We start from the raw sequence: 18,311 nt of genomic DNA on the forward strand, positions 1-18,311 counted from the left end.
CCGGGATGACCGGGTGGACACCGAGACGTCTACAGAGACAAAAACATTTCTGAATCTGATACTTACGACGCGATATTCGCGTGCGCTCTCAAGACCGGCGAGGCGGGTGCCTCACCATTTGTAGCTCACGCTCGCCAGGACCCGCCGGGCATCGCCGTAGAAGCAGGACGTGGTCGTCTGGCAGGACGAGACGAAGCGGCGGTCGCCGATATTCGTCGCGTTGACCTGCAGCCGCCAGCGCTCCCAATCGTAATGGACCTGCGCGTCGAACAGCACGTAATCCGGCACCCGGAAGGCGTTGGCGACATCCGCGAAGGAGCGGCCGACATAGCGGACGCCGCCGCCGAAGCCGAAGCCGCGCAGGTCGCCGGTCGGGATGGTGTAGTCGACGAACAGGTTGGCGAAGTTCTCCGGGATGTTGACCGGCACCTTGCCGATCAGGTCCGGGCCGCCCCGCTCGTTGGTCAGCCCGTAGATCGTGTACGAGGCCGCGACGTTGAGGCCGTCGAACAGGCTCGCGACGAGCTGCGCCTCGAAGCCTGTGGACCGGACCTCGGCGAGCTGGGCGTTGAACAGCGGGTTGATCGGATTGGCGGTCAGCACGTTCTGGCGGTGGATGTCGAAGCCCGCCAGGGTGACGAAGTAGCCCTGGCCGGGCGGCTCGAACTTCACGCCGCCCTCCACCTGCTTGCCGGTCTCGGGCTTGAAGGTCTGGTTGTTGAGACCGGTGCCGATCAGCGGCTGGAACGAGGTCGAGTAGCTGACATAGGGGGCGAGCCCGTTGTCGAAATTGTAGATCAGCGCCGTGCGGTAGGTGGTGCCGTTGTCGCTGCGGCCGTTGTTGCCCGTGCCGTTGTTGAGCTTGTCCACAACCCGGTTGTCGGCGAAATCCTGGCGGCCGCCCACCAGCAGGGTGAGCCGGTCGGTGATCTTGATCTGGTCCTGCAGGTAGAGGCCGAGCTGCTTGAACGCGTCGGAATTGATCAGGTACGGCGACGGCGTCCCGGTGGGCAGGCCGTAGGCCGGGGCGAGGATATTCAGGTCGCTCGCCGGGAACAGCGACGCCTGGTTGTCGTTCAGGCGGTAATCCTTGTAGTCCAGGCCCATCAGCAGGTCGTGACGGAAGTATCCGTCGAAGAACCGCGCCTCGGCCTGGTTGTCGACCTGGAACAGGTTGACCTTGGCGCTGTCCCGGAACTGGTAGCGGGCGAGCAGCGTCTGGGCCGGGTTGCTGTAGCCGAGCTGGCCGATATCCGAGTTCTGGAAGCTCTTGAGGAACGAGTAGCGGAGGTTCTGCCGGAAGGTCCAGGTCTCGTTGAAATCGTGCTCGAACTCGTAGCCCAGGAAGGCCTGGTCGCGCTGGAAGGTGTTGAAGCCGGCATCGCCGACATTGAGCGAGCGCGGGATGCGCAGGCCGGAGGCGTTGGGCCGCACCGTCCCGAAATACGGCAGGAAATTCGACGTCACCGCGGTGTTGTCGTGCTGGAAGCTCGACAGGAAGGTGAAGCGCGTCGCCCCGTCCGGCTTATAGGTGACCGCCGGCGCGATGTAGAAGCTGTCGTCCGGGGCGCCCTCGACTTGGGTTCCGCCGTGGCGGCCGTAGCCGGTCAGCCGGTAGAACCAGTGGCCCTCCTGGTCGGCCGGGCCGCCGAAATCGAAGGCGGCGTATTTCTGGCCGAACGAGCCGCCGCCGACCTCGGCATAGCCGAACGGGTCGAGGGTCGGGCGCTTGGTCACCTGGTTGACGATGCCGCCCGGGCTGCCGGCCCCGAACAGCACCGCGGCCGGGCCGCGCAGCACCTCGATGCGCTCGAGCCCGAACGTGTTGGTCTTGAAGTAGCCGAAGCCGTAATTCAGCTGCTGCAGCCCGTCGCGGTAGATGCCGAAATCGCTCACCACGAAGCCGCGCAGGGTCAGGTAGTCGATGCGCGAATCCGCCCCGAACACGCCGCCATACGCGCCCGCGACGTACTGGGTCGCCTGGGTCAGGGTCTGGGCGTTCTGGGCGTCGAGCTGCTGGCGCCCGATCACGGTGATCGATTGCGGCGCCTCGATCAGCGGGGTGTTGGTCTTCGTCGCGGTGTTCGAGCGCTTCGCCACGAAGCCGTCGATCGGGCCGGTCGGGCTCTCCACGGCGCGCGAGGCCGCGGTGGAGCGCGCCGCCTGGACCGGGCCGCCGCCGCGGCTCTCGACACTGATCTCGTCGAGCTGCACGCTGCCTTCGGCCGGCGGACGGGAGACGCCCCGGCGCGGCGGCGTCGCGTCCTGGGCCTGCGCCGGCACGGCCTGCGCCAGCACCGCCAGGGAGGCGCCGGCGAGAAGCGCGCGGAGGGCGCCGGAACGGGGGTGAACGACTCTCATCTGCCTGAGCCCTGTACGACGCCGTGGACAGCCGGCCGCGTTCGCCGGGATCGGTCCCGACGGGGCTGCCCCGCTCTTTAGAATTGTGATAAACTGCTGTTTTCGTTCAGCTTTCCGCTACACGCAGTACGTGCGGCCAGGCTTGGCCGCAAGCGGGTCACACGCGGAAGGCGAGGGCTGTTGCGGTTTCAACACGCGGCGATGATGCGCCCCGCCTGCGCGGCGGCGCGGCTCGAGCCCAGGCCCATGCAGACGCCTGTGGACGACCGCGAGGCGGCGCACCGCTCACCCCGCCCCGGCTCGCGGTTTCACACATCTTCGGACAAGGCGCGGATCTCCTCGCCCGCACGGGAGGCGCATCCCGCCTTCCGCAGTCGATGTGCGGATAGCGCGGCCCGCTCCGAGGCGGCTACTTCACGTGGGACCCGATCCAGCCGGCCACGAGATCCGCCACGGCGTCGCTGTTGGTTTCCAGCATCACCATGTGGCCGTTGCCGCGCAGGCCCCGGTCGGCCAGCCGGATCGCGTCGGGCTTGGCGCCGGCCTGGGTCAGGAAGGCGACCGTGCAGGCATCGTAGGTGGCGTGGAACGAGGCCTCGGCGGTCACGACCACGGCCGGCACCTTGGCGAGGTTCGGCAGGGCCCGGGCCGGCTCGGCCTGCAGCCAGCAGCGGATCTGGCCGTCCGCTCCCTTGTCCGCCCCCTTGGGCTGCTGCGCCACGACCAGATCCTCCGGCGCCTTGACCGGCGGGTCGAAGGTCAGGGGCATCCGGGTCAGCCCGTAGGCGCGGGCGCGGCCGTCGCCGGACTTCTCCCAGAACTCCTTGCCGCCGCGGAACTGCACGTCGAAGAAGGGCGGCCCGTTCGGCTCGACGCTGACATGCGCCTTCACCAGGTCGGGCCGCACATCCGAGGCCGCCCAGCCGAACAGAGCGCCCTGGCCATGGGTGAGCAGGATCGCCGGCCCGATCTTTTCGAGCAGCGCCACGAGGGCCGGATCGACGAGCTCCTCCGTCTGCTGGCCGTTGGCCAGGAACGGGACCTGGCTGGCGAAGAACTGGTCGAACGCGGCATTGCCCTGCACGCCGGGGCCGCCCGGCCATTGCGTGTGGAGCTTGGCCTGCGGGAACAGGTCGTAGACCTCCGGCGCCGTGTAGGTCTTCTCGAGGCTACGGGTGCCGAGCCGGTCGTAGGGGCCGTAGACCTCCGGGTTGGTGCCCGAGCGCCCGCGCCCGACCTGATCGACCACGTAGACCTGGTAGCCCTTCTCGACGAAGCGCTGCACCCAGCCCGGGCGGCCATCCGCGGTGGCGAGGAAGTTCACCCCGGTCTGGGCGAGGCCGTGCACCATCACCACCGGGTAGGGCTGGGTGATCTTGGCCGGCGTGCGCGACTGCACGAACATCTGGCCGACCATCACGGTCTTGTCGCCGAGCTTCTGGTAGCGGCCGCCGACATAGGTGTAGCCCGCCCGGGTGATCGGCTCGTTGGCAGGTCCCTGGGCTGGCGCCTGGGCCCGGACCGGCGCCGCCGCAAGGATCGCGCCCTGAACCGCGAGCGCCCCCACCAGGAGGCCGCCCGCGATCCGCTCCGCCGCTCCCTTCGCGAACCCCTTGCCGGCCATACGTCTCTCCCCCGGTGCGCCCCGCACCGGGCCGGCTTATTGCGGGAAACAGGGCCTTGGGCCAGCACCTCCGGTTGACGCAGGAACGGCTCCGCCAGAGCCCGAACCCACACGCATGCCGGGCCCATCACGGCGACGCTGGTGAAACCGCGGCCGCACGCCCACCTTCGGTTCATCGCGGGCGCCCTCGACGGCGCCCCTCGCCCGGGCAGCCCGTGGCGAGACCTACGTCAAGGACGTCACGCCGTGGACCCCGCTACCGCCAAGATCCTGGTTTCCGCCGCCCTGGTGGCTTCGATCAGCCTGTTCAGCCTCGTGTCGATCCAGGCCTTCATCGCCCAGATCGCCTCCGACCTGCGCGCCGCCAAGGCCGTGCGCGTGCCGGTCCGCGCCGAGCACCGGCAGCCCCCGCAGGCCTGACCGGTTCCGCGTCAGGTCCCATCCTGGCGGGCCCGCTCGCGCAGGATGAACTTCTGGATCTTGCCCGTGGAGGTCTTCGGCAACTCGCCGAAGATCACGTGGCGGGGCAGCTTGTAGGCGGCCAGCCGGCCGCGGCACCACTGGATCAGCTCGTCGGCGCTGGGCGAGGCGCCCGGCTTCAGCTCGACGAAGGCGCAGGGCGTCTCGCCCCATTTCGCGTCCGGCTTGGCCACCACCGCGGCGGCCGACACCGCCGGGTGCTTGAACAGGGCGTCCTCCACCTCGATCGACGAGATGTTCTCGCCGCCTGAGATGATGATGTCCTTCGAGCGGTCCTTGAGCTGGATGTAGCCGTCCGGGTGCCTCACCCCGAGATCGCCGGTGCGGAACCAGCCGCCCCGGAACGCGGCCCGCGTGGCCGCCGGGTTCTTGAGGTAGCCGCGCATCACGACGTTGCCGCGCATCATCACCTCGCCGATCGTCGTGCCGTCGGCGGGCACCGGCGCCATCGTCTCCGGGTCGCGCACGTCCAGCGCCTCCAGAACCGGGTAGCGCACCCCCTGGCGGGCCTTCTTGGCCGCCCGCTGGTCCGCCGCCAGGGCGTCCCAGTCGGCGTTCCAGGCATTGACCACCGCCGGGCCGTAGCTCTCGGTCAGGCCGTACAGGTGGGTCACGTCGAACCCGGCCTCCGACATCCCGGCCAGCACCGCCTCGGGCGGAGGCGCCGCGGCGGTGAAGAACGCCACCCGCCGGGGCAGGTCCCGGCGCTCGGCATCGGGGGCGTTGATCAGCATCTGCATCACGATCGGCGCGCCGCAGAGATGCGTGACCCCGTGCTCGGCCATCAGCCGGTACATCGCCTCCGCCCGGACCTGGCGCAGGCAGACATGGGTGCCGGCCACGATCGACAGAGTCCAGGGGAAGCACCAGCCGTTGCAGTGGAACATCGGCAGGGTCCAGAGATAGACCGGGTGCTGCCCGAGCGCGCCGGTGATGACGTTGCCGAGCGCCAGCAGCGCCGCCCCCCGGTGGTGGTAGACCACACCCTTCGGGTCGCCGGTGGTGCCCGACGTGTAGTTCAGCGTGATCGCGTCCCACTCGTCGCCGGGCAGCGCCCAATCGTGCGCCGGGTCGCCGCCCGCCAGGAAGGCCTCGTATTCGGTCTCCCCGAGCCGCGCTCCCGGCCCGTCATAGTCCGGGTCGTCGACGTCGATCACGAAGGGCTTCGGCTCCAGCCCCTCCAGCGCCGCCGCGGCGGTCCTGGCGAATTCCCGGTCGGTGATCAGCACCTTGGCCTCGCCGTGCTGGAGGCAGAAGCGGATCGCGGCGGCGTCGAGGCGGGTGTTGAGGGTATTGAGCACCGCCCCGGTCATCGGCACGCCGTAATGGCACTCGACCATTTCGGGGGTGTTGGCGAGCAGGGCCGCCACGGTGTCACCGCGGCCGAGCCCGCGCCGCGCCAGCGCCGAGGCCAGGCGCCGGGATCGGGCGTAGAGCTCCCGATAGGTGCGCCGCAGGCCCCCGTGGATCACGGCGACCTGATCGGGAAACACCTGGGCCGCCCGCTCGAGATAGAGCAGGGGGGTGAGCGGCTGGTGGTTGGCCGGCACACGGTCGAGATCGCGGTCGTAGATCGTGTCGCGCGCCATGGGCGTCCTCCCGGTCAAGTCTTTCCGGGACCGTAGCTTGCGGGCGCGTCCGCGATCAATCGCGCACCGGGGGGCTCAGTGGCGGGGCTCGTCCTCGGGCTCCGGCAGGAACCGGGCGAGCTCGAAGCCGATCTCGATCATCAGGTGCTCGATCCGCTCGACCAGCACCGGCCGCTGCAGGGCCTGGGCGAGGTCGCGCAGGGCGATGACGTGCTCGGCCATCCGGTTCACGACCCGCTCGCTCTGCAGGAGGTTGGCGGCCTGCGTCTCGGTCCGGTCGATGGCGATGCCGCGGCCCTGCAGGGTCCGGCCTGTGGGATCGCGGTCGATCCGGCCGCGCATCAGCAAGGTCCGCACGCCCCTGCGGGTGTCGCGGGTGCGGAACTCCGCCTCCAGGGTGCCGCCGGTCTCCGAGACCGCGTGCAGGTAGCTCTCGATCCGGATCCGATCCTCCGGATGGGTGCGGTCCAGGAACACCGCCAGCGACACGCCGCTCGCGGCCGCCTCTGGGTCGAGGCCGAGCAGCCCTGCCAGGGAGGCCGAGAGCGCCAGACGATCGGCCCAGTGATCGTGGACCCAGGTCCCGACCACGCCGGAGGCGTCGAGGACGGATTGGGAGATCGGGGCTTCGGACATACCATTCCTCGCCGGACTGTCGAACACAACGAAACCTGAGGTTATTAAATCCATCGCGGTCCCGGCGCCGGCGACCGTGAAGCTACGGTATCCACCAACGACTGAAAAGACCGTTCGGGTCTCGGTCGACACAAATGTTAACTTGAAGTTTAGGTGTGCGCCGCCGCCGAGATACGCCCGGGATCCGGCGGCCCGGCGGCGACGACGGCCTTTAACGGGTCGTTAACCATGTCGGACGCAACGTGCCGCACGACATCCTTGGGTCACAGGATCGCGGCAGCCCGTGATCATGCATCTGAGGTTGCCCGGCGTGGGTGCGGCAATCGTGGTTGCCCGCACCCCGGCGGATGCGCGGGGCCTTCTGGAGGACGCCCAGGATGAAAGCGATCACCTTCGTCACGCAGAAGGGCGGCAGCGGCAAGAGCACGCTGTGCATTTCCCTAGCGGTGGCCGCCCGGGAGGCGGGCCACACGGTCTGCATTCTGGAGATGGACCGCCAGGCCACGATCTCGGACTGGCTCGACCACCGCACCGCCGACGGCCCCGAGGTCGCCCAGATCGACGCGACGCAGATCGACGCCGTGATGGAGCGCCTGCGTGATTCGGCCTACGATTACGTGTTCATCGACACGCCGGGGGTCGATTCCACCGGCACGCTCTCGGCGATCCGCGCGGCCGACCTGTGCATCATCCCCTGCCGGCCGACCCCGGCCGACCTGCGGGCGTTCAAGCCGACGCTGGCCGCGGTCTACCGGCTGGAGAAGAAGTTCGCCTTCGTGCTGAACCAGACCCCGCCCCGCTCCTACCGGGTCCGGGACGCGGCCGACGGGCTCGCCGTGCTCGGCATCCTGCCCGACGTGAACATCGTCGCCCGCACCGACCACCAGGACGCGATCGGCCTCGGCCAGGGCGTCACCGAGTTCAATCCCAAGGGCCAGGCCGCCGGGGAGGTCCGCCGCCTCTGGTCGTGGATCGAGCGCCGCACGCAGTCTCTGAAGACGGGCCAGCATGTCCAAGCCGCCTAAGCTCAGCCTCGCGGCGATCGTCGCCTCGGCGAACCCGCCGGACCGGCACGCGGCCCGGCCGCAGGGCGCCGAGATCGTGACCCTGGCGCTGGCGCCCCCGGCGGCGAAGCCGGCCGCGACGCTGAAGCAGCGCGCCCGGCAGATGTCGGTCTACCTGGAGCCGCCGGTCTACGACCAGCTCCGCGACCTCGCCTATGCCGAGCGGACCAAGATGCACGCCCTGATGCTGGAGGGCCTCGACCTGCTGTTCAAGCAGCGCGGCGCCCGCTCCATCGCGCAGTTGACCGACACCCCGCCGCGCTGAACCCGGGCGTGGCCCTGCGCCCGCGCAGGGGGCTCGAAGCGTTGGTAGGGACGACAACCCCGTCATCCCGGGGCGCCGCAGGCGAGCCCGGGATGACGGGGCGGATGCCGATGCCGCCTCGGGCATCCGCGCCCCGTCCCCCACTTCCGTACCGACCCTTCGGCATCCGCCCGCGCGAAGAATGCGCCCAGGCCTTCAACACCGAGACCTATAAACCTAGTTCTGTCAGCCACTTGTCGGAAATGCCTGATGTCCTGCACGAGGCTCGGAAGCGGCTCGGCGGCATCTCCTGAACCACGACCGCAGGCGTCGTTCAGCCTTCCTTTACGCGATCGATACAATTCTCGGTGGACCGGCTGAGCCCCGAGGCGCGGCCGGTGCCGGTTCGTTTCCCGGCCCTGGTCCCGCGTAGAGTTTGGTGATCCCCGATATGGTGCGCACGACCCTTCCCCGGCCTGCGCGCCTCGCCCTGCGGCTCCTGGCCGTTTCGGGCGTGGCCCTGGCCACGGCCAACTGCGCCACCAATCCCCAGCAGCAGAAGCTCGCCTCCGGCAACGGCATCGACCCGAAATACGGGGTCAAGGCGAGCCCGCGCCTCTACAACGAGGGCGACGTGATTCCGAAGGGCGGCGGGCGCCGCTACACCGGCAAGCCCTACGTGGTGGCGGGCCAGACCTACGTGCCCAAGGAGGATCCGCGCGGCTACGTGCGGGAGGGCCTGGCCTCCTGGTACGGCTCGGCCTTCCACGGGCGCATGACCGCCAACGGCGAGGTGTTCGACCGCCACTCGATCGCCGCGGCCCACCCGACCCTGCCGCTGCCAAGCTACGCAAGGGTGACCAACCTCGACAACGGCTCCTCGATGATCGTGCGGGTCAACGACCGCGGCCCCTACCATGCCGGCCGCGTCATGGACGTCTCCGAGGAGGCGGCCGAGGCCCTGGGCTTCCATCGCCGCGGCACCGCGCGGGTGCGGGTCGAATATGCCGGCCGGGCCTCGGTCGCCGGCAGCGACGACCGCAAGCTGCTCGCCAGCCTGCGCACCGACGGGCAGCCGGCCGGCCGCTCCACCGTGATGATGGCCGATCTCGGCCCCACCGAGGAGCCGGAGCGCTACGCCCGCTCGGCCCCCGAGCCGCTGGCCTTCAAGCCCGCCCCCGAGCGCGCGCAGTCGGACGAGTCCCCGGCGCCGCGGCAGGAGCGGCCGGCTCCGGTGCGCGCCCCGATCATGATGGCCTCGGCCGCCATGCGGGTGCCGGCGGCCGTCCAGCCGACCGCCCAGAAGGTCCGGGATTTCCGCCCGGCCCCGATCCAGGTCGCCGACAAGGCCGCCGACCACAAGGGCACCGAGCCGAAGGGCGCGGGCCTGAAGGTCGCCGGCCTCAACCCCGCCTCCGGCCAGGCCTCGCCGCAGGCGGGCGGCCACGGCGCGGCTTCGAAGATCGCCGCCCTCCGGACCGCCCCCGGCTTGGGCCGCCCCGGCGCTCCGGTGAAGGTCGCCGCCGCGGCGCCCGCGGCGCTGCCGCCCGCGTCCAGATCCGCCCTGGCGCATCTCGCCTCCGCGGCGGCGCCGGCCAAGGGCCCGGCCGCGATCCCCGCCAAGGCGGCGGCTTCCGCCAAGGGTGCGGCGCCCGCGAAGGTCGCCACCGCCGCCAAGGCGCCGGCCCAGGCGAAAGCCGGCGGCCCGGCCAAGCCGGGGGCGGCCGGCGCCGGGCATGCGCGCCTGGCCGGGATCTACTGAGGCACCCTCCGGCACGCCCCGTTTCCGCAATGCGGCATTTCGCGTTCGATCCCGCGTCGAAACCGTAATATGGTCACGCTTGTTATCCGGATACGGTCGGAGTTCCTCCGATCGGACGGCAGGCGCGGGACGGAACGGTGATGCGCAGGACCCTTCTCACCCTTGTCGCGGCCGCCTGCGCGCTGGGGGCGGGCCTCGCCGCCGCGGCCGCCCAGAGCTTCCAGACCGCGGCCCCGCACGCGATCCTGATCGACGCCGATTCCGGCTCGGTGCTGTTCGAGAAGGCCGCCGACGAGCGGTTCTCCCCGGCCAGCATGGCCAAGCTGATGACCACCGACATCGTGTTCGAGGCGCTGAAATCCGGCCGCGTGTCGATGGACACGGAGTTCACCGTCACCGAGGACGCCTGGAAGCGGGGCGGGGCCGGGGGCGGCGGCTCGTCGATGTTCGCCCAGGTCAACAGCCGCATCAAGATGTCGGACCTGCTGCGCGGCCTGATCGTCCAGTCGGGCAACGATGCCGCGATCACCATCGCGGAGAACATGGCCGGCACCGAGGAGGCCTTCGCCGGGCTGATGAACCAGCGCGCCAAGGAGATCGGGCTGACGAACTCGACCTTCCGGAACGCCACCGGCTACTCGGCGCCGGACCAGAAGGTCACGGCCCGGGACATGGCCAAGCTCGCGATTCACCTGATCGACACCTACCCGGACCTGTACAAGATCTTCTCCGAGAAGGAGTTCACCTGGAACAAGATCCGCCAGCAGAACCGCAACCCGCTGCTGGCGCTCGATATCGGCGCCGACGGGCTCAAGACCGGCTACCTGGAGGAATCCGGTTACGCCCTGACCGGCTCGGCGGTGCAGAACGGCCAGCGCCTCGTGCTGGTGATCTCCGGCCTCAAGACCGCCCGGGACCGGGCCGCCGAGGCGCGCAAGCTGATGGAATGGGGCTTCCGCGCCTTCGAGCCCCGGCAGATCTTCGCGGCGGGCGAGACCGTGGCCGAGGCCTCGGTGTTCGGCGGCGAGGCCGGCTCGGTGCCGCTGGTCTCGAAGAAGCCGGTGCGGGTGCTGCTGCCCCGCGGCTCCAGCGACCGGGTCAGCGCCAAGGCGGTCTATACCGGGCCGCTCATCGCCCCCGTGGAGGAGGGCCGGCAGGTCGGCACCCTGCGGATCCAGCGCGGCGACACGGTCGCCCTCGACCAGCCGCTCTATGCCGGCGCGACGGTCGAGCCCGGCACCCTGTCGCAGCGGGCGATGGATGCGGCGCTCGAATTTGGCACCGGCCTCGTCCGCAAGGCCTTCGACCGGGTCGGCAAGAAGGACGCGAAATCGGGCGACCGGGCGGCCGATCCGACGTGATTGGGCGCCCGTGATCGTGCCAGACGTCGAGGAGATCGCGCGGGGCGCCTTCATCACCTTCGAGGGCGGCGAGGGCGCCGGCAAGTCGACCCAGGTCGCCCGCCTGGCCGCGACCCTGCGGGCCCGCGCGGGGCGGGCGGTCTGCGTGACCCGCGAGCCCGGCGGCTCGCCCCGGGCCGAGGAGATCCGCGCGGCCCTGCTCGGCGGCGTCGCCAAGCCCTACGGCCCCTTCGCGGAGGCACTGCTGTTCAGCGCGGCCCGGATCGACCATCTCGACCGGCTGATCCGCCCGGCTCTGCACCGGGGCGAGATCGTGCTGTGCGACCGTTTCATCGACTCCACCCGGGCCTACCAGGGCGCCGCGGGCGGGCTCGACCCGGCGGTGATCGCCGCCCTGGAGCGGGTCGTGGTCGGACCGACGCGGCCCGACCTGACCTTGATCCTCGACCTGCAGCCCGAGGCCGGGCTCGCCCGCGCGGCCGGCCGAGGCGCCGGGACGGGGCAGGGGGCCGACCGGTTCGAGGCCGAATCCCTCGCCTTCCACACGCGGCTGCGCGAGGCCTTCCTGGCGATCGCCCGGGCCGAGCCGCAGCGCTGCGCGGTGATCGACGCCTCGCGCGACCCGGATTCGGTGGAATCCGCGATCCGCGCCACCGTGGCGTCCCGCCTGCCAGGCCTGCTGCCGCTGAAGGGAAGCCGGGGCGACGCCGCCTGAGGGGCCGAGTCCAGGTTTGGGGGACGTCACGACGGATCTATCTACGCGCCGTTTGCTGTTCTGGAGGCTGCCGGAGAGCGAACCCTTCTCCGCGCTCCCGGCCGCGTGCGGCCTTCGCGGAGCGGGTTGGTGAGCCCCACCGTGCGAGGCCGGCGTGAATCGGCCCCGAGGCGGTGGGCGCCGCCATCCCGTCTGTGTAAACCGCGTGAAACGGGGACCTCAAAGGGCCTGCTGCCCCTTGCCGGGTGGTCGGGCCTTCGCGCGATGAGATAGGCCGCATGAGACTGGCAGACCGCGCCGCCGACGATGTCGAGCCCGGCGACCTTCCCGGCATCCCACGCCCGCGGGAGACCCTGGCGCTGGTCGGCCATGAGACCGCAGCCGACGCCTTCGCGACCGGGATCGCGGCGGGGCGCCTGCACCATGCCTGGCTGATCGGCGGCGCCCCCGGCATCGGCAAGGCGACCCTCGCCTACCGGGTCGCCCGCCGCCTGCTCGCCTATCCCGAGGGCGGCGGGCCGGCCGGGCTCGATGTGCCGGACGAGAACCCCGTCGCCGGCAAGGTCGCGGGCCTGTCGCATCCGAACCTGGTGGCCCTGCGCCGCCACCGCACCGCCGGCGCCAAGACGCTGCCGACCAAGATTTCGGTCGACATGGTCCGCCGGGCCCTCGATCTGTTCGCCTCGACGGCCACCGATTCCGGCTGGCGGGTCTGCATCCTCGACAGCGCCGAGGATTTGAACGCCAACGCCGCCAACGCCCTTCTCAAGGTCCTGGAGGAGCCGCCGCCCCGCGCCCTGTTCCTGATCCTTGCCCACCAGCCCGGGCGCCTGCTGCCGACGATCCGCTCCCGCTGCCGGGTGCTGATGCTGCGCCCCCTCGCGCCCGAGGCGGTGGCCCAGGTGGTGCGCGGCCTGCCGGACCCGTTCCCGCAGCCCGATGAGGCCGCTCTGGCCCGGGCAGTCGCCCAGTGCGAGGGCTCGGTCGCCCGGGCGCTGGCGATGCTCGATCCGGTGACAGCCGGCCTCGTCGCGGAGGTCGAGACCCTGCTGGCCCGGGCGCAGACGCCCGATTGGGGCCGGGTGCTCAAGCTCGCCGAGACCCTGGCCGGGCGCGATGCCGAGGCCCGGTTCGAGGCCGCCCAGGACGCGGTCCTGCGCTTCGTCTCGGTCGAGCTCGACCGGCGCCGGGACGAGCCGCCGGCCCGCCTCGCCGCCTTGGTGGAGGTGGCCGAGCGGTTCGGCCGCGCCGCCCGGGAGGCCGCGATCTACAATCTGGACCGGCGCCCGGTGATCCTGTCCCTGTTCGGCGACCTCGCCGAGGCGCCGTAGGGCGGCGCGCCTCAGGCGGCGTAGACCACCGTCTCCCACTCGAAGTTGGTGTGGTGCCCGATGTGGATCTCGTAGTCCGGGTTCAGGCGCTTGATCAGCATCGGGATAATGATCAGGTCGTCCTCGGAATGATAGCCCGAGATCGCGAGCTTCGGCTTGTGCCGCGCGATCGTGGTCCGGGCCCCGATCAGCGCCGACCGCTCAGCGCCCTCGATATCCATCTTGATGAAATCGACCCGGTCGAGCCCCTGCCGCTCGACGAGCTGGTCGATCGTGTCGGTCCGGGCCTCGATCTCGCCCTGGACGTGCATGAAGGAACCCGCGCCCTTGGCGGCGAACCGGACGGTCTCGCCGGCCGCGTGGCTGAGCGCGTGCGGGACCAGCGCGATCCGCTCGGCGAGCTTCGGATTGCGGTCGAAGTTCGCGCGCATGACCGCCTGATGCGCCGGCAGCGGGTCGAAGGAGAAGACGCGGCCGGTCTCGCCGACCGTCGCCGCGAAGGCGAGCGCCGTGTCGCCGAAGCATCCGCCGGCATCGATCACGACGTCGCCGGCTTCCGGCTGGATCCGGCGCGGCCCGTCCAGGTAGTATTGCCGGACCAGGAAGGTCGCGACGATGTTGCCGAGCCACGCGCCGAGCTCCAGCCTGTAGCCCTGGTCCTCCACCGCGAAGGTCTCGAACAGGAACGGCGGGAACACCTGGTCGCTCGGCCCGATGCGAAAGGTCGCGGCCTTGGCGTAGAGGTCCATGTAGTCCGGCGTGCTCATCGGCAGCGCGTAGCGGACCGGTCCGAGGGCGCGGTACGTGATGACGTCGCCCAGAAGCTTGCGGGAGCGCGCGTCGAGAAGCCCCCCGACATGGTCGTACTCGGCCTGATTCTCGATCAGCCGGGCGACCGCCTCGAGGGCGTGCGCCGCCGGGAGCGGGCTCGGAACCCGGTCACCGAACACCCAGCGGTCGATGATCGGATCCGGGATCTCGGCGCTGCGATGCGCGACGATGTTTCTGACGATGTCGAGCGCGAAACTCACGACGGGCCGGCTCCACAATAGGGAATGCCGGATTCTTGTCATCTCGATAGGGTTGCCAAAGTTTTAAGCGCGCGCCAGCCGCGTTGACGGGCCCGCCATCCCCTGCCGGCGGTGCCGCGCCAGATCGGGAGCCGAACCCGGCGGTTGCGTCCCCGCCGCTGCCGCGCGACAACGCGGGCAGCCTCTCGCGATCATCCGGAACACCACAGACGTGACGTCCAACGCCCCGGCGCACTCCAAGAAGACCTTCGGCCTCTCGACCGCGATCTCCTACCCCAACGGCGCGCCGCATATCGGCCACGCCTACGAGGTGATCGCCGCCGACGCCATCGCCCGCTTCCACCGGCTCGACGGCTACGACGTGCTGTTCTCCACCGGCACGGACGAGCACGGTCTCAAGATCCAGCAGGCCGCGACCCGCGCTGGCACCAGCCCGCGCGCCTTCGTGGACGGCACCGCCGCCCGGTTCCAGGCGATGGCCGACCGGATGGATTGCGCCTACGACCGCTTCATCCGCACCACCGAGCCCGGCCATTACGCAGCCGCGCAGGAGATCTGGCGGCGGATGGAGGCCCAAGGCGACATCTACCTGGACAAGTATGCCGGCTGGTACTCGGTGCGCGACGAGGCCTATTACGACGAGGCCGAGACCCGCCTGCTCGAGGATGGCAGCCGCCGCAGCCTCGCCACCGACACGCCCGTGGTGTGGATGGAGGAGGAGAATTTTCTCTTCAGATTGTCCGCCTATCAGGACAGGCTGCTGAAGCTCTACGAGGACCAGCCGGACTTCATCGGCCCGGAGACCCGGAGAAACGAGGTGGCGAGCTTCGTGCGCTCGGGCCTCAAGGACCTCTCGGTCAGCCGCACCAATTTCGACTGGGGCGTGCCGGTGCCCGGCCATCCCGGCCACGTCATGTATGTCTGGGTCGACGCCCTGACCAATTACCTGACGGTGACCGGCTTCCCGGACGAGGCCGATCCCCGGGCGAAATTCTGGCCGATGGACCTGCACGTGATCGGCAAGGACATCGTCCGCTTCCACGCGGTCTACTGGCCGGCCTTCCTGATGTCGGCCGGGCTGCCCCTGCCCAAGCGCGTCTTCGGCCACGGCTTCCTGCTCTCCAAGGGCGAGAAGATGTCGAAGTCGCTCGGCAACGTGCTCGACCCGTTCGAGCTCGCCGACACCTACGGGGTCGACCCGGTGCGCTACTTCGTGCTGCGCGAGGTGCCGTTTGGCGGTGACGGCAGCTACAGCCACGAGGCGATCATCGGCCGGATCAACGCCGACCTCGCCAACGACCTCGGCAACCTCGCCCAGCGCTCGCTCTCGATGGTCGCCAAGAATTGCGACGGCGCGGTTCCGGATCCCGGTGCCCAGAACGGCTCCCTGGACGAGGCCGACCGCGCCCTCCTGGCGCTGGCCGACGCGCTGCCGGAGAAGGTGCGCGGGCTGATGGGCGAGCTCGCGCTCCACAGCGTTCTGGCCGAGATCTGGGCGGTGGTGGCCGAGGCCAACCGCTACTTTGCCGGCCAGGAGCCGTGGAAGCTGCGTAAGTCCGATCCGGCCCGGATGAACGCCGTGCTCTACACGACGCTGGAAGCCCTGCGGGCCTTCGGCATCCTGGTCCAGCCCTTCGTGCCCACGGCGGCGTCCAGGCTGCTGTACCTGCTCGCCGTTCCGTCGGACCGGCGCACTCTCGCCGATATGGGGGAGGGCGGTCGCCTGGTGCCGGGCACCGCCTTGCCCGCCCCGGCCCCGGTCTTCCCGCGGTTCGAGCGGCCCGAAACGCCGGCCGCCTGACAGCACTCCGAGACACGATGCTGATCGACAGCCACTGCCATCTGGATTTCCCGGACTTCGCCGCCGACCTGCCGGGCGTGATCGCCCGCGCCCGGGATGCGGGCGTCACCGGGATGCTGACCATCTCGACCCGGGTCGCCCGGGCCGAAACCTACCGGGCCATCGCCGAGGCCCATCCCGAGATCTGGTTCACCATCGGCACCCATCCGGACGGGGCCGCCGAGGAGCCAGACGTGCCCGCCGAGACGATCGCGGGGATCGCGGTGGCGCATCCCCGCTGCGTCGGGATCGGCGAGGCCGGGCTCGACTACCACTATCCCGACGGCGCCCCCGAGGCCGTGCAGGAGCGGGTGCTGCGCGCCCATATCGAGGCGGCGCGCCTCGCCGGCCTGCCCCTGGTCATCCATGCCCGGGATGCCGACGACCATATGGAGCGGGTGCTCACCGACGAGATGGGCCGGAAGCCGTTCCGGGCGGTGCTGCACTGCTTCTCGTCGGGCCAGCGCCTCGCCGAGGTGGGGGTCGAGCTCGGGCTGTCGATCTCGTTCTCCGGCATCGTCACCTTCCGGCGCTCGCACGCCCTGCGCGACATCGCCCGGCGCGTGCCCCGCGACCGGATCCTGGTGGAGACCGACGCGCCGTTCCTCGCCCCCGAGCCGCATCGCGGACGGACCAACGAGCCGGCCTATACGGCCGACACCGCCCGGTCGCTGGCCGAGACCCTGGGGCTCTCCGCCGAGGATTTCGCCCGGATCACCACGGCGAATTTTTTCGCCCTGTTCGACAAGGCCAAACCCGCGGAGGCAGCGTGACGGTTTCGGTGGATGCGCCGGCAACGCTGACCCTGCGCATCCTCGGCTGCGGCTCCTCCGGCGGGGTGCCGCGGGTCGCCAGCGGCTGGGGCGCGTGCAATCCGGAGGATCCGCGCAACCGGCGTCGCCGCTGCTCGATCCTGGTCGAGCGCGTGTCCGGGGGAGGGCGGACCACGGTGCTGGTCGACACCTCGCCGGACCTGCGCGAGCAGCTCCTCGATGCAGATGTCCAGCGCCTCGATGCCGTGCTCTACACCCACGCCCATGCCGACCACACCCATGGCATCGACGACCTGCGGCCGCTGGTGATCACCATGCGGGCCCGCATCCCGGTCTATGCCGACACGCTCACCCGGTCGCTGCTGACGACCCGGTTCGGCTACTGCTTCGAAACGCCGCCCGGCAGCGCCTATCCGCCGATCCTGGACCTGCGCGACCTACCCCCTGCACTGGCCCTCGACGGGCCGGGCGGCCCGATCCCGGTCGAATCGCTGCCGGTGGAGCACGGCACCGAGGCGGCCCTGGGATTCCGCTTCGGCAACGCCGCCTACATGCCCGATGTCAGCCTGATCCCGGCGGCGAGCCGGGCGCGGCTCCACGGCCTCGATCTGCTGATCATCGACGCCCTGAGGGATACGCCGCACCCGACACATTTCTCGGTCTCGGACGCCCTGGCGCTGATCGCCGAGACGAAGCCCCGCCGGGCGGTGCTGACCAACCTCCACACCGATCTCGACTACGCCGCCTTGGCCGAGCGCCTGCCGGCGGGGGTGATGCCCGCCCATGATGGGATGATCCTGACCCCCGACGCCTGAGACACGTCCGGGGCCGGGGAGACACAATCGGGGGTCGAAACCGAATCGGCCGTCACACCCCTGTAGTCACCGGAGTCCAAGAAAATCGGCTCCGCACCGAAACAACCCTGTTGACGGCGGGGAACCGGCTGCGTATACACCGCTCATCGGCGCCGGCCGCGGAAGTGGCCCGGGCGCTGAGGCATCTTCTGACAGATTGGCGGGGTTAGCCGGCGGAAACGCCGGGTGATCGGCTGTCTGTCTCTGGTGGGTGGGCCTGAGGGCCTGATCGACCGGTCTTTGACATTGTTGGATTTGAGGAAGGGAGACGCGGACGGCGTTTGTCCTTGCGGCTGGGGCTTCGTACCCTGGCAAGTGAGAGACTCGTGCCGATCGTCGGATCTCTTTTTGAGCTCACCGATTTTGCTGCGCTGTGAAGCGCTGCGGGATCGATTGTGAGGCTCCGTCTGAGAATTACGTGATCGGCCAGATCAATCTCTTCAACGTGAGAGTTTGATCCTGGCTCAGAGCGAACGCTGGCGGCAGGCTTAACACATGCAAGTCGAGCGGGCCCTTCGGGGTCAGCGGCGGACGGGTGAGTAACGCGTGGGAACGTGCCCTCTGGTTCGGAATAACTCAGGGAAACTTGAGCTAATACCGGATACGCCCTTTTGGGGAAAGGCTTGCTGCCGGAGGATCGGCCCGC

General features: G+C 70.3%; 15 protein-coding genes and 1 rRNA gene. 11 read left to right on the forward strand and 5 right to left on the reverse strand.

Annotated elements, in window-relative coordinates; genetic code table 11:
• Nucleotides 1–111: 111 nt before the first annotated feature.
• Both AKJ13_RS26840 and AKJ13_RS26845 read right to left on the reverse strand, forming a co-directional pair.
• A complete protein-coding gene (locus AKJ13_RS26840; protein ID WP_007563015.1) occupies nt 112–2,361 on the reverse strand; it encodes a TonB-dependent siderophore receptor in 2,250 nt (749 codons plus the stop codon).
• A gap of 409 nt (nt 2,362–2,770) precedes the next feature.
• Nucleotides 2,771–3,985: an alpha/beta hydrolase gene (locus AKJ13_RS26845; RefSeq protein ID WP_050736062.1), complete on the reverse strand. Its 1,215-nt coding sequence runs from the start codon at nt 3,983–3,985 to the stop codon at nt 2,771–2,773.
• A 246-nt stretch (nt 3,986–4,231) separates the two neighbouring features.
• Between AKJ13_RS26845 and AKJ13_RS32380 the strand changes: the two genes are divergently transcribed.
• Entirely contained in the window at nt 4,232–4,405 is a 174-nt protein-coding gene (locus AKJ13_RS32380) for a hypothetical protein (protein ID WP_200905713.1), read from the forward strand.
• Nucleotides 4,406–4,416: 11 nt separating this feature from the next.
• Here the strand turns inward: AKJ13_RS32380 and AKJ13_RS26850 are convergent, their stop codons facing one another.
• Nucleotides 4,417–6,054, reverse strand: coding sequence for an acyl-CoA synthetase (locus tag AKJ13_RS26850; protein ID WP_050736063.1), 1,638 nt, complete (start codon nt 6,052–6,054; stop codon nt 4,417–4,419).
• A 75-nt stretch (nt 6,055–6,129) separates the two neighbouring features.
• On the reverse strand, nt 6,130–6,690 hold the full coding sequence (locus AKJ13_RS26855) for a PAS domain-containing protein (RefSeq protein WP_050736064.1): 561 nt from the start codon (nt 6,688–6,690) through the stop codon (nt 6,130–6,132).
• Nucleotides 6,691–7,067: 377 nt separating this feature from the next.
• On the opposite strand from AKJ13_RS26855, the gene AKJ13_RS26860 reads away from it, so the two are divergent.
• The 6 genes from AKJ13_RS26860 to AKJ13_RS26885 all read left to right on the forward strand — a co-directional run bounded on the left by AKJ13_RS26860 (nt 7,068) and on the right by AKJ13_RS26885 (nt 13,167).
• Entirely contained in the window at nt 7,068–7,715 is a 648-nt protein-coding gene (locus AKJ13_RS26860; RefSeq protein WP_007563006.1) for a ParA family protein, read from the forward strand.
• On the forward strand, nt 7,699–8,019 hold the full coding sequence (locus AKJ13_RS26865) for a ribbon-helix-helix domain-containing protein (RefSeq protein WP_050736065.1): 321 nt from the start codon (nt 7,699–7,701) through the stop codon (nt 8,017–8,019). Before AKJ13_RS26860 ends, AKJ13_RS26865 begins: the two co-directional genes overlap by 17 nt.
• Nucleotides 8,020–8,449: 430 nt before the next feature.
• Nucleotides 8,450–9,760, forward strand: coding sequence for a septal ring lytic transglycosylase RlpA family protein (locus tag AKJ13_RS26870; protein ID WP_050736066.1), 1,311 nt, complete (start codon nt 8,450–8,452; stop codon nt 9,758–9,760).
• A gap of 140 nt (nt 9,761–9,900) precedes the next feature.
• Nucleotides 9,901–11,121 (forward strand): D-alanyl-D-alanine carboxypeptidase family protein, encoded by a 1,221-nt coding sequence (locus tag AKJ13_RS26875; protein WP_007562999.1) that lies wholly within the window; start codon nt 9,901–9,903, stop codon nt 11,119–11,121.
• Between the two features lie 10 nt (nt 11,122–11,131).
• Nucleotides 11,132–11,836 carry a dTMP kinase gene (gene tmk / locus AKJ13_RS26880; RefSeq protein WP_082317148.1) on the forward strand — a complete coding sequence of 235 codons (705 nt, stop codon included), beginning with the start codon at nt 11,132–11,134 and terminating at the stop codon, nt 11,834–11,836.
• A 278-nt stretch (nt 11,837–12,114) separates the two neighbouring features.
• Nucleotides 12,115–13,167, forward strand: a complete 1,053-nt coding sequence (locus AKJ13_RS26885; RefSeq protein ID WP_050736067.1) for a DNA polymerase III subunit delta' — start codon at nt 12,115–12,117, stop codon at nt 13,165–13,167.
• An 11-nt stretch (nt 13,168–13,178) separates the two neighbouring features.
• On the opposite strand, the gene AKJ13_RS26890 is transcribed toward AKJ13_RS26885, so the two are convergent.
• Nucleotides 13,179–14,198, reverse strand: coding sequence for an FkbM family methyltransferase (locus AKJ13_RS26890; RefSeq protein WP_050736068.1), 1,020 nt, complete (start codon nt 14,196–14,198; stop codon nt 13,179–13,181).
• A 211-nt stretch (nt 14,199–14,409) separates the two neighbouring features.
• Here AKJ13_RS26890 and metG point away from each other — a divergent pair, with 211 nt between their 5' ends.
• From metG to AKJ13_RS26910, 4 genes are all read left to right on the forward strand, one after another.
• The gene (gene metG, locus AKJ13_RS26895) at nt 14,410–15,999 is read left to right on the forward strand and encodes a methionine--tRNA ligase (protein WP_050736069.1); all 1,590 of its coding nucleotides are present in this window, start codon (nt 14,410–14,412) and stop codon (nt 15,997–15,999) included.
• 17 nt (nt 16,000–16,016) lie between these two features.
• Nucleotides 16,017–16,811, forward strand: a complete 795-nt coding sequence (locus AKJ13_RS26900) for a TatD family hydrolase (protein ID WP_050736070.1) — start codon at nt 16,017–16,019, stop codon at nt 16,809–16,811.
• Nucleotides 16,808–17,626 (forward strand): MBL fold metallo-hydrolase, encoded by an 819-nt coding sequence (locus tag AKJ13_RS26905; RefSeq protein WP_082317149.1) that lies wholly within the window; start codon nt 16,808–16,810, stop codon nt 17,624–17,626. The genes AKJ13_RS26900 and AKJ13_RS26905 overlap by 4 nt, the downstream gene beginning before the upstream one ends.
• A 480-nt stretch (nt 17,627–18,106) precedes the next feature.
• A 16S ribosomal RNA gene (locus tag AKJ13_RS26910) occupies nt 18,107–18,311 on the forward strand; the annotation flags it as partial.

Source organism: Methylobacterium sp. ARG-1, assembly GCF_001262595.1.
Taxonomy (GTDB): Bacteria; Pseudomonadota; Alphaproteobacteria; order Rhizobiales; family Beijerinckiaceae; genus Methylobacterium; species Methylobacterium brachiatum.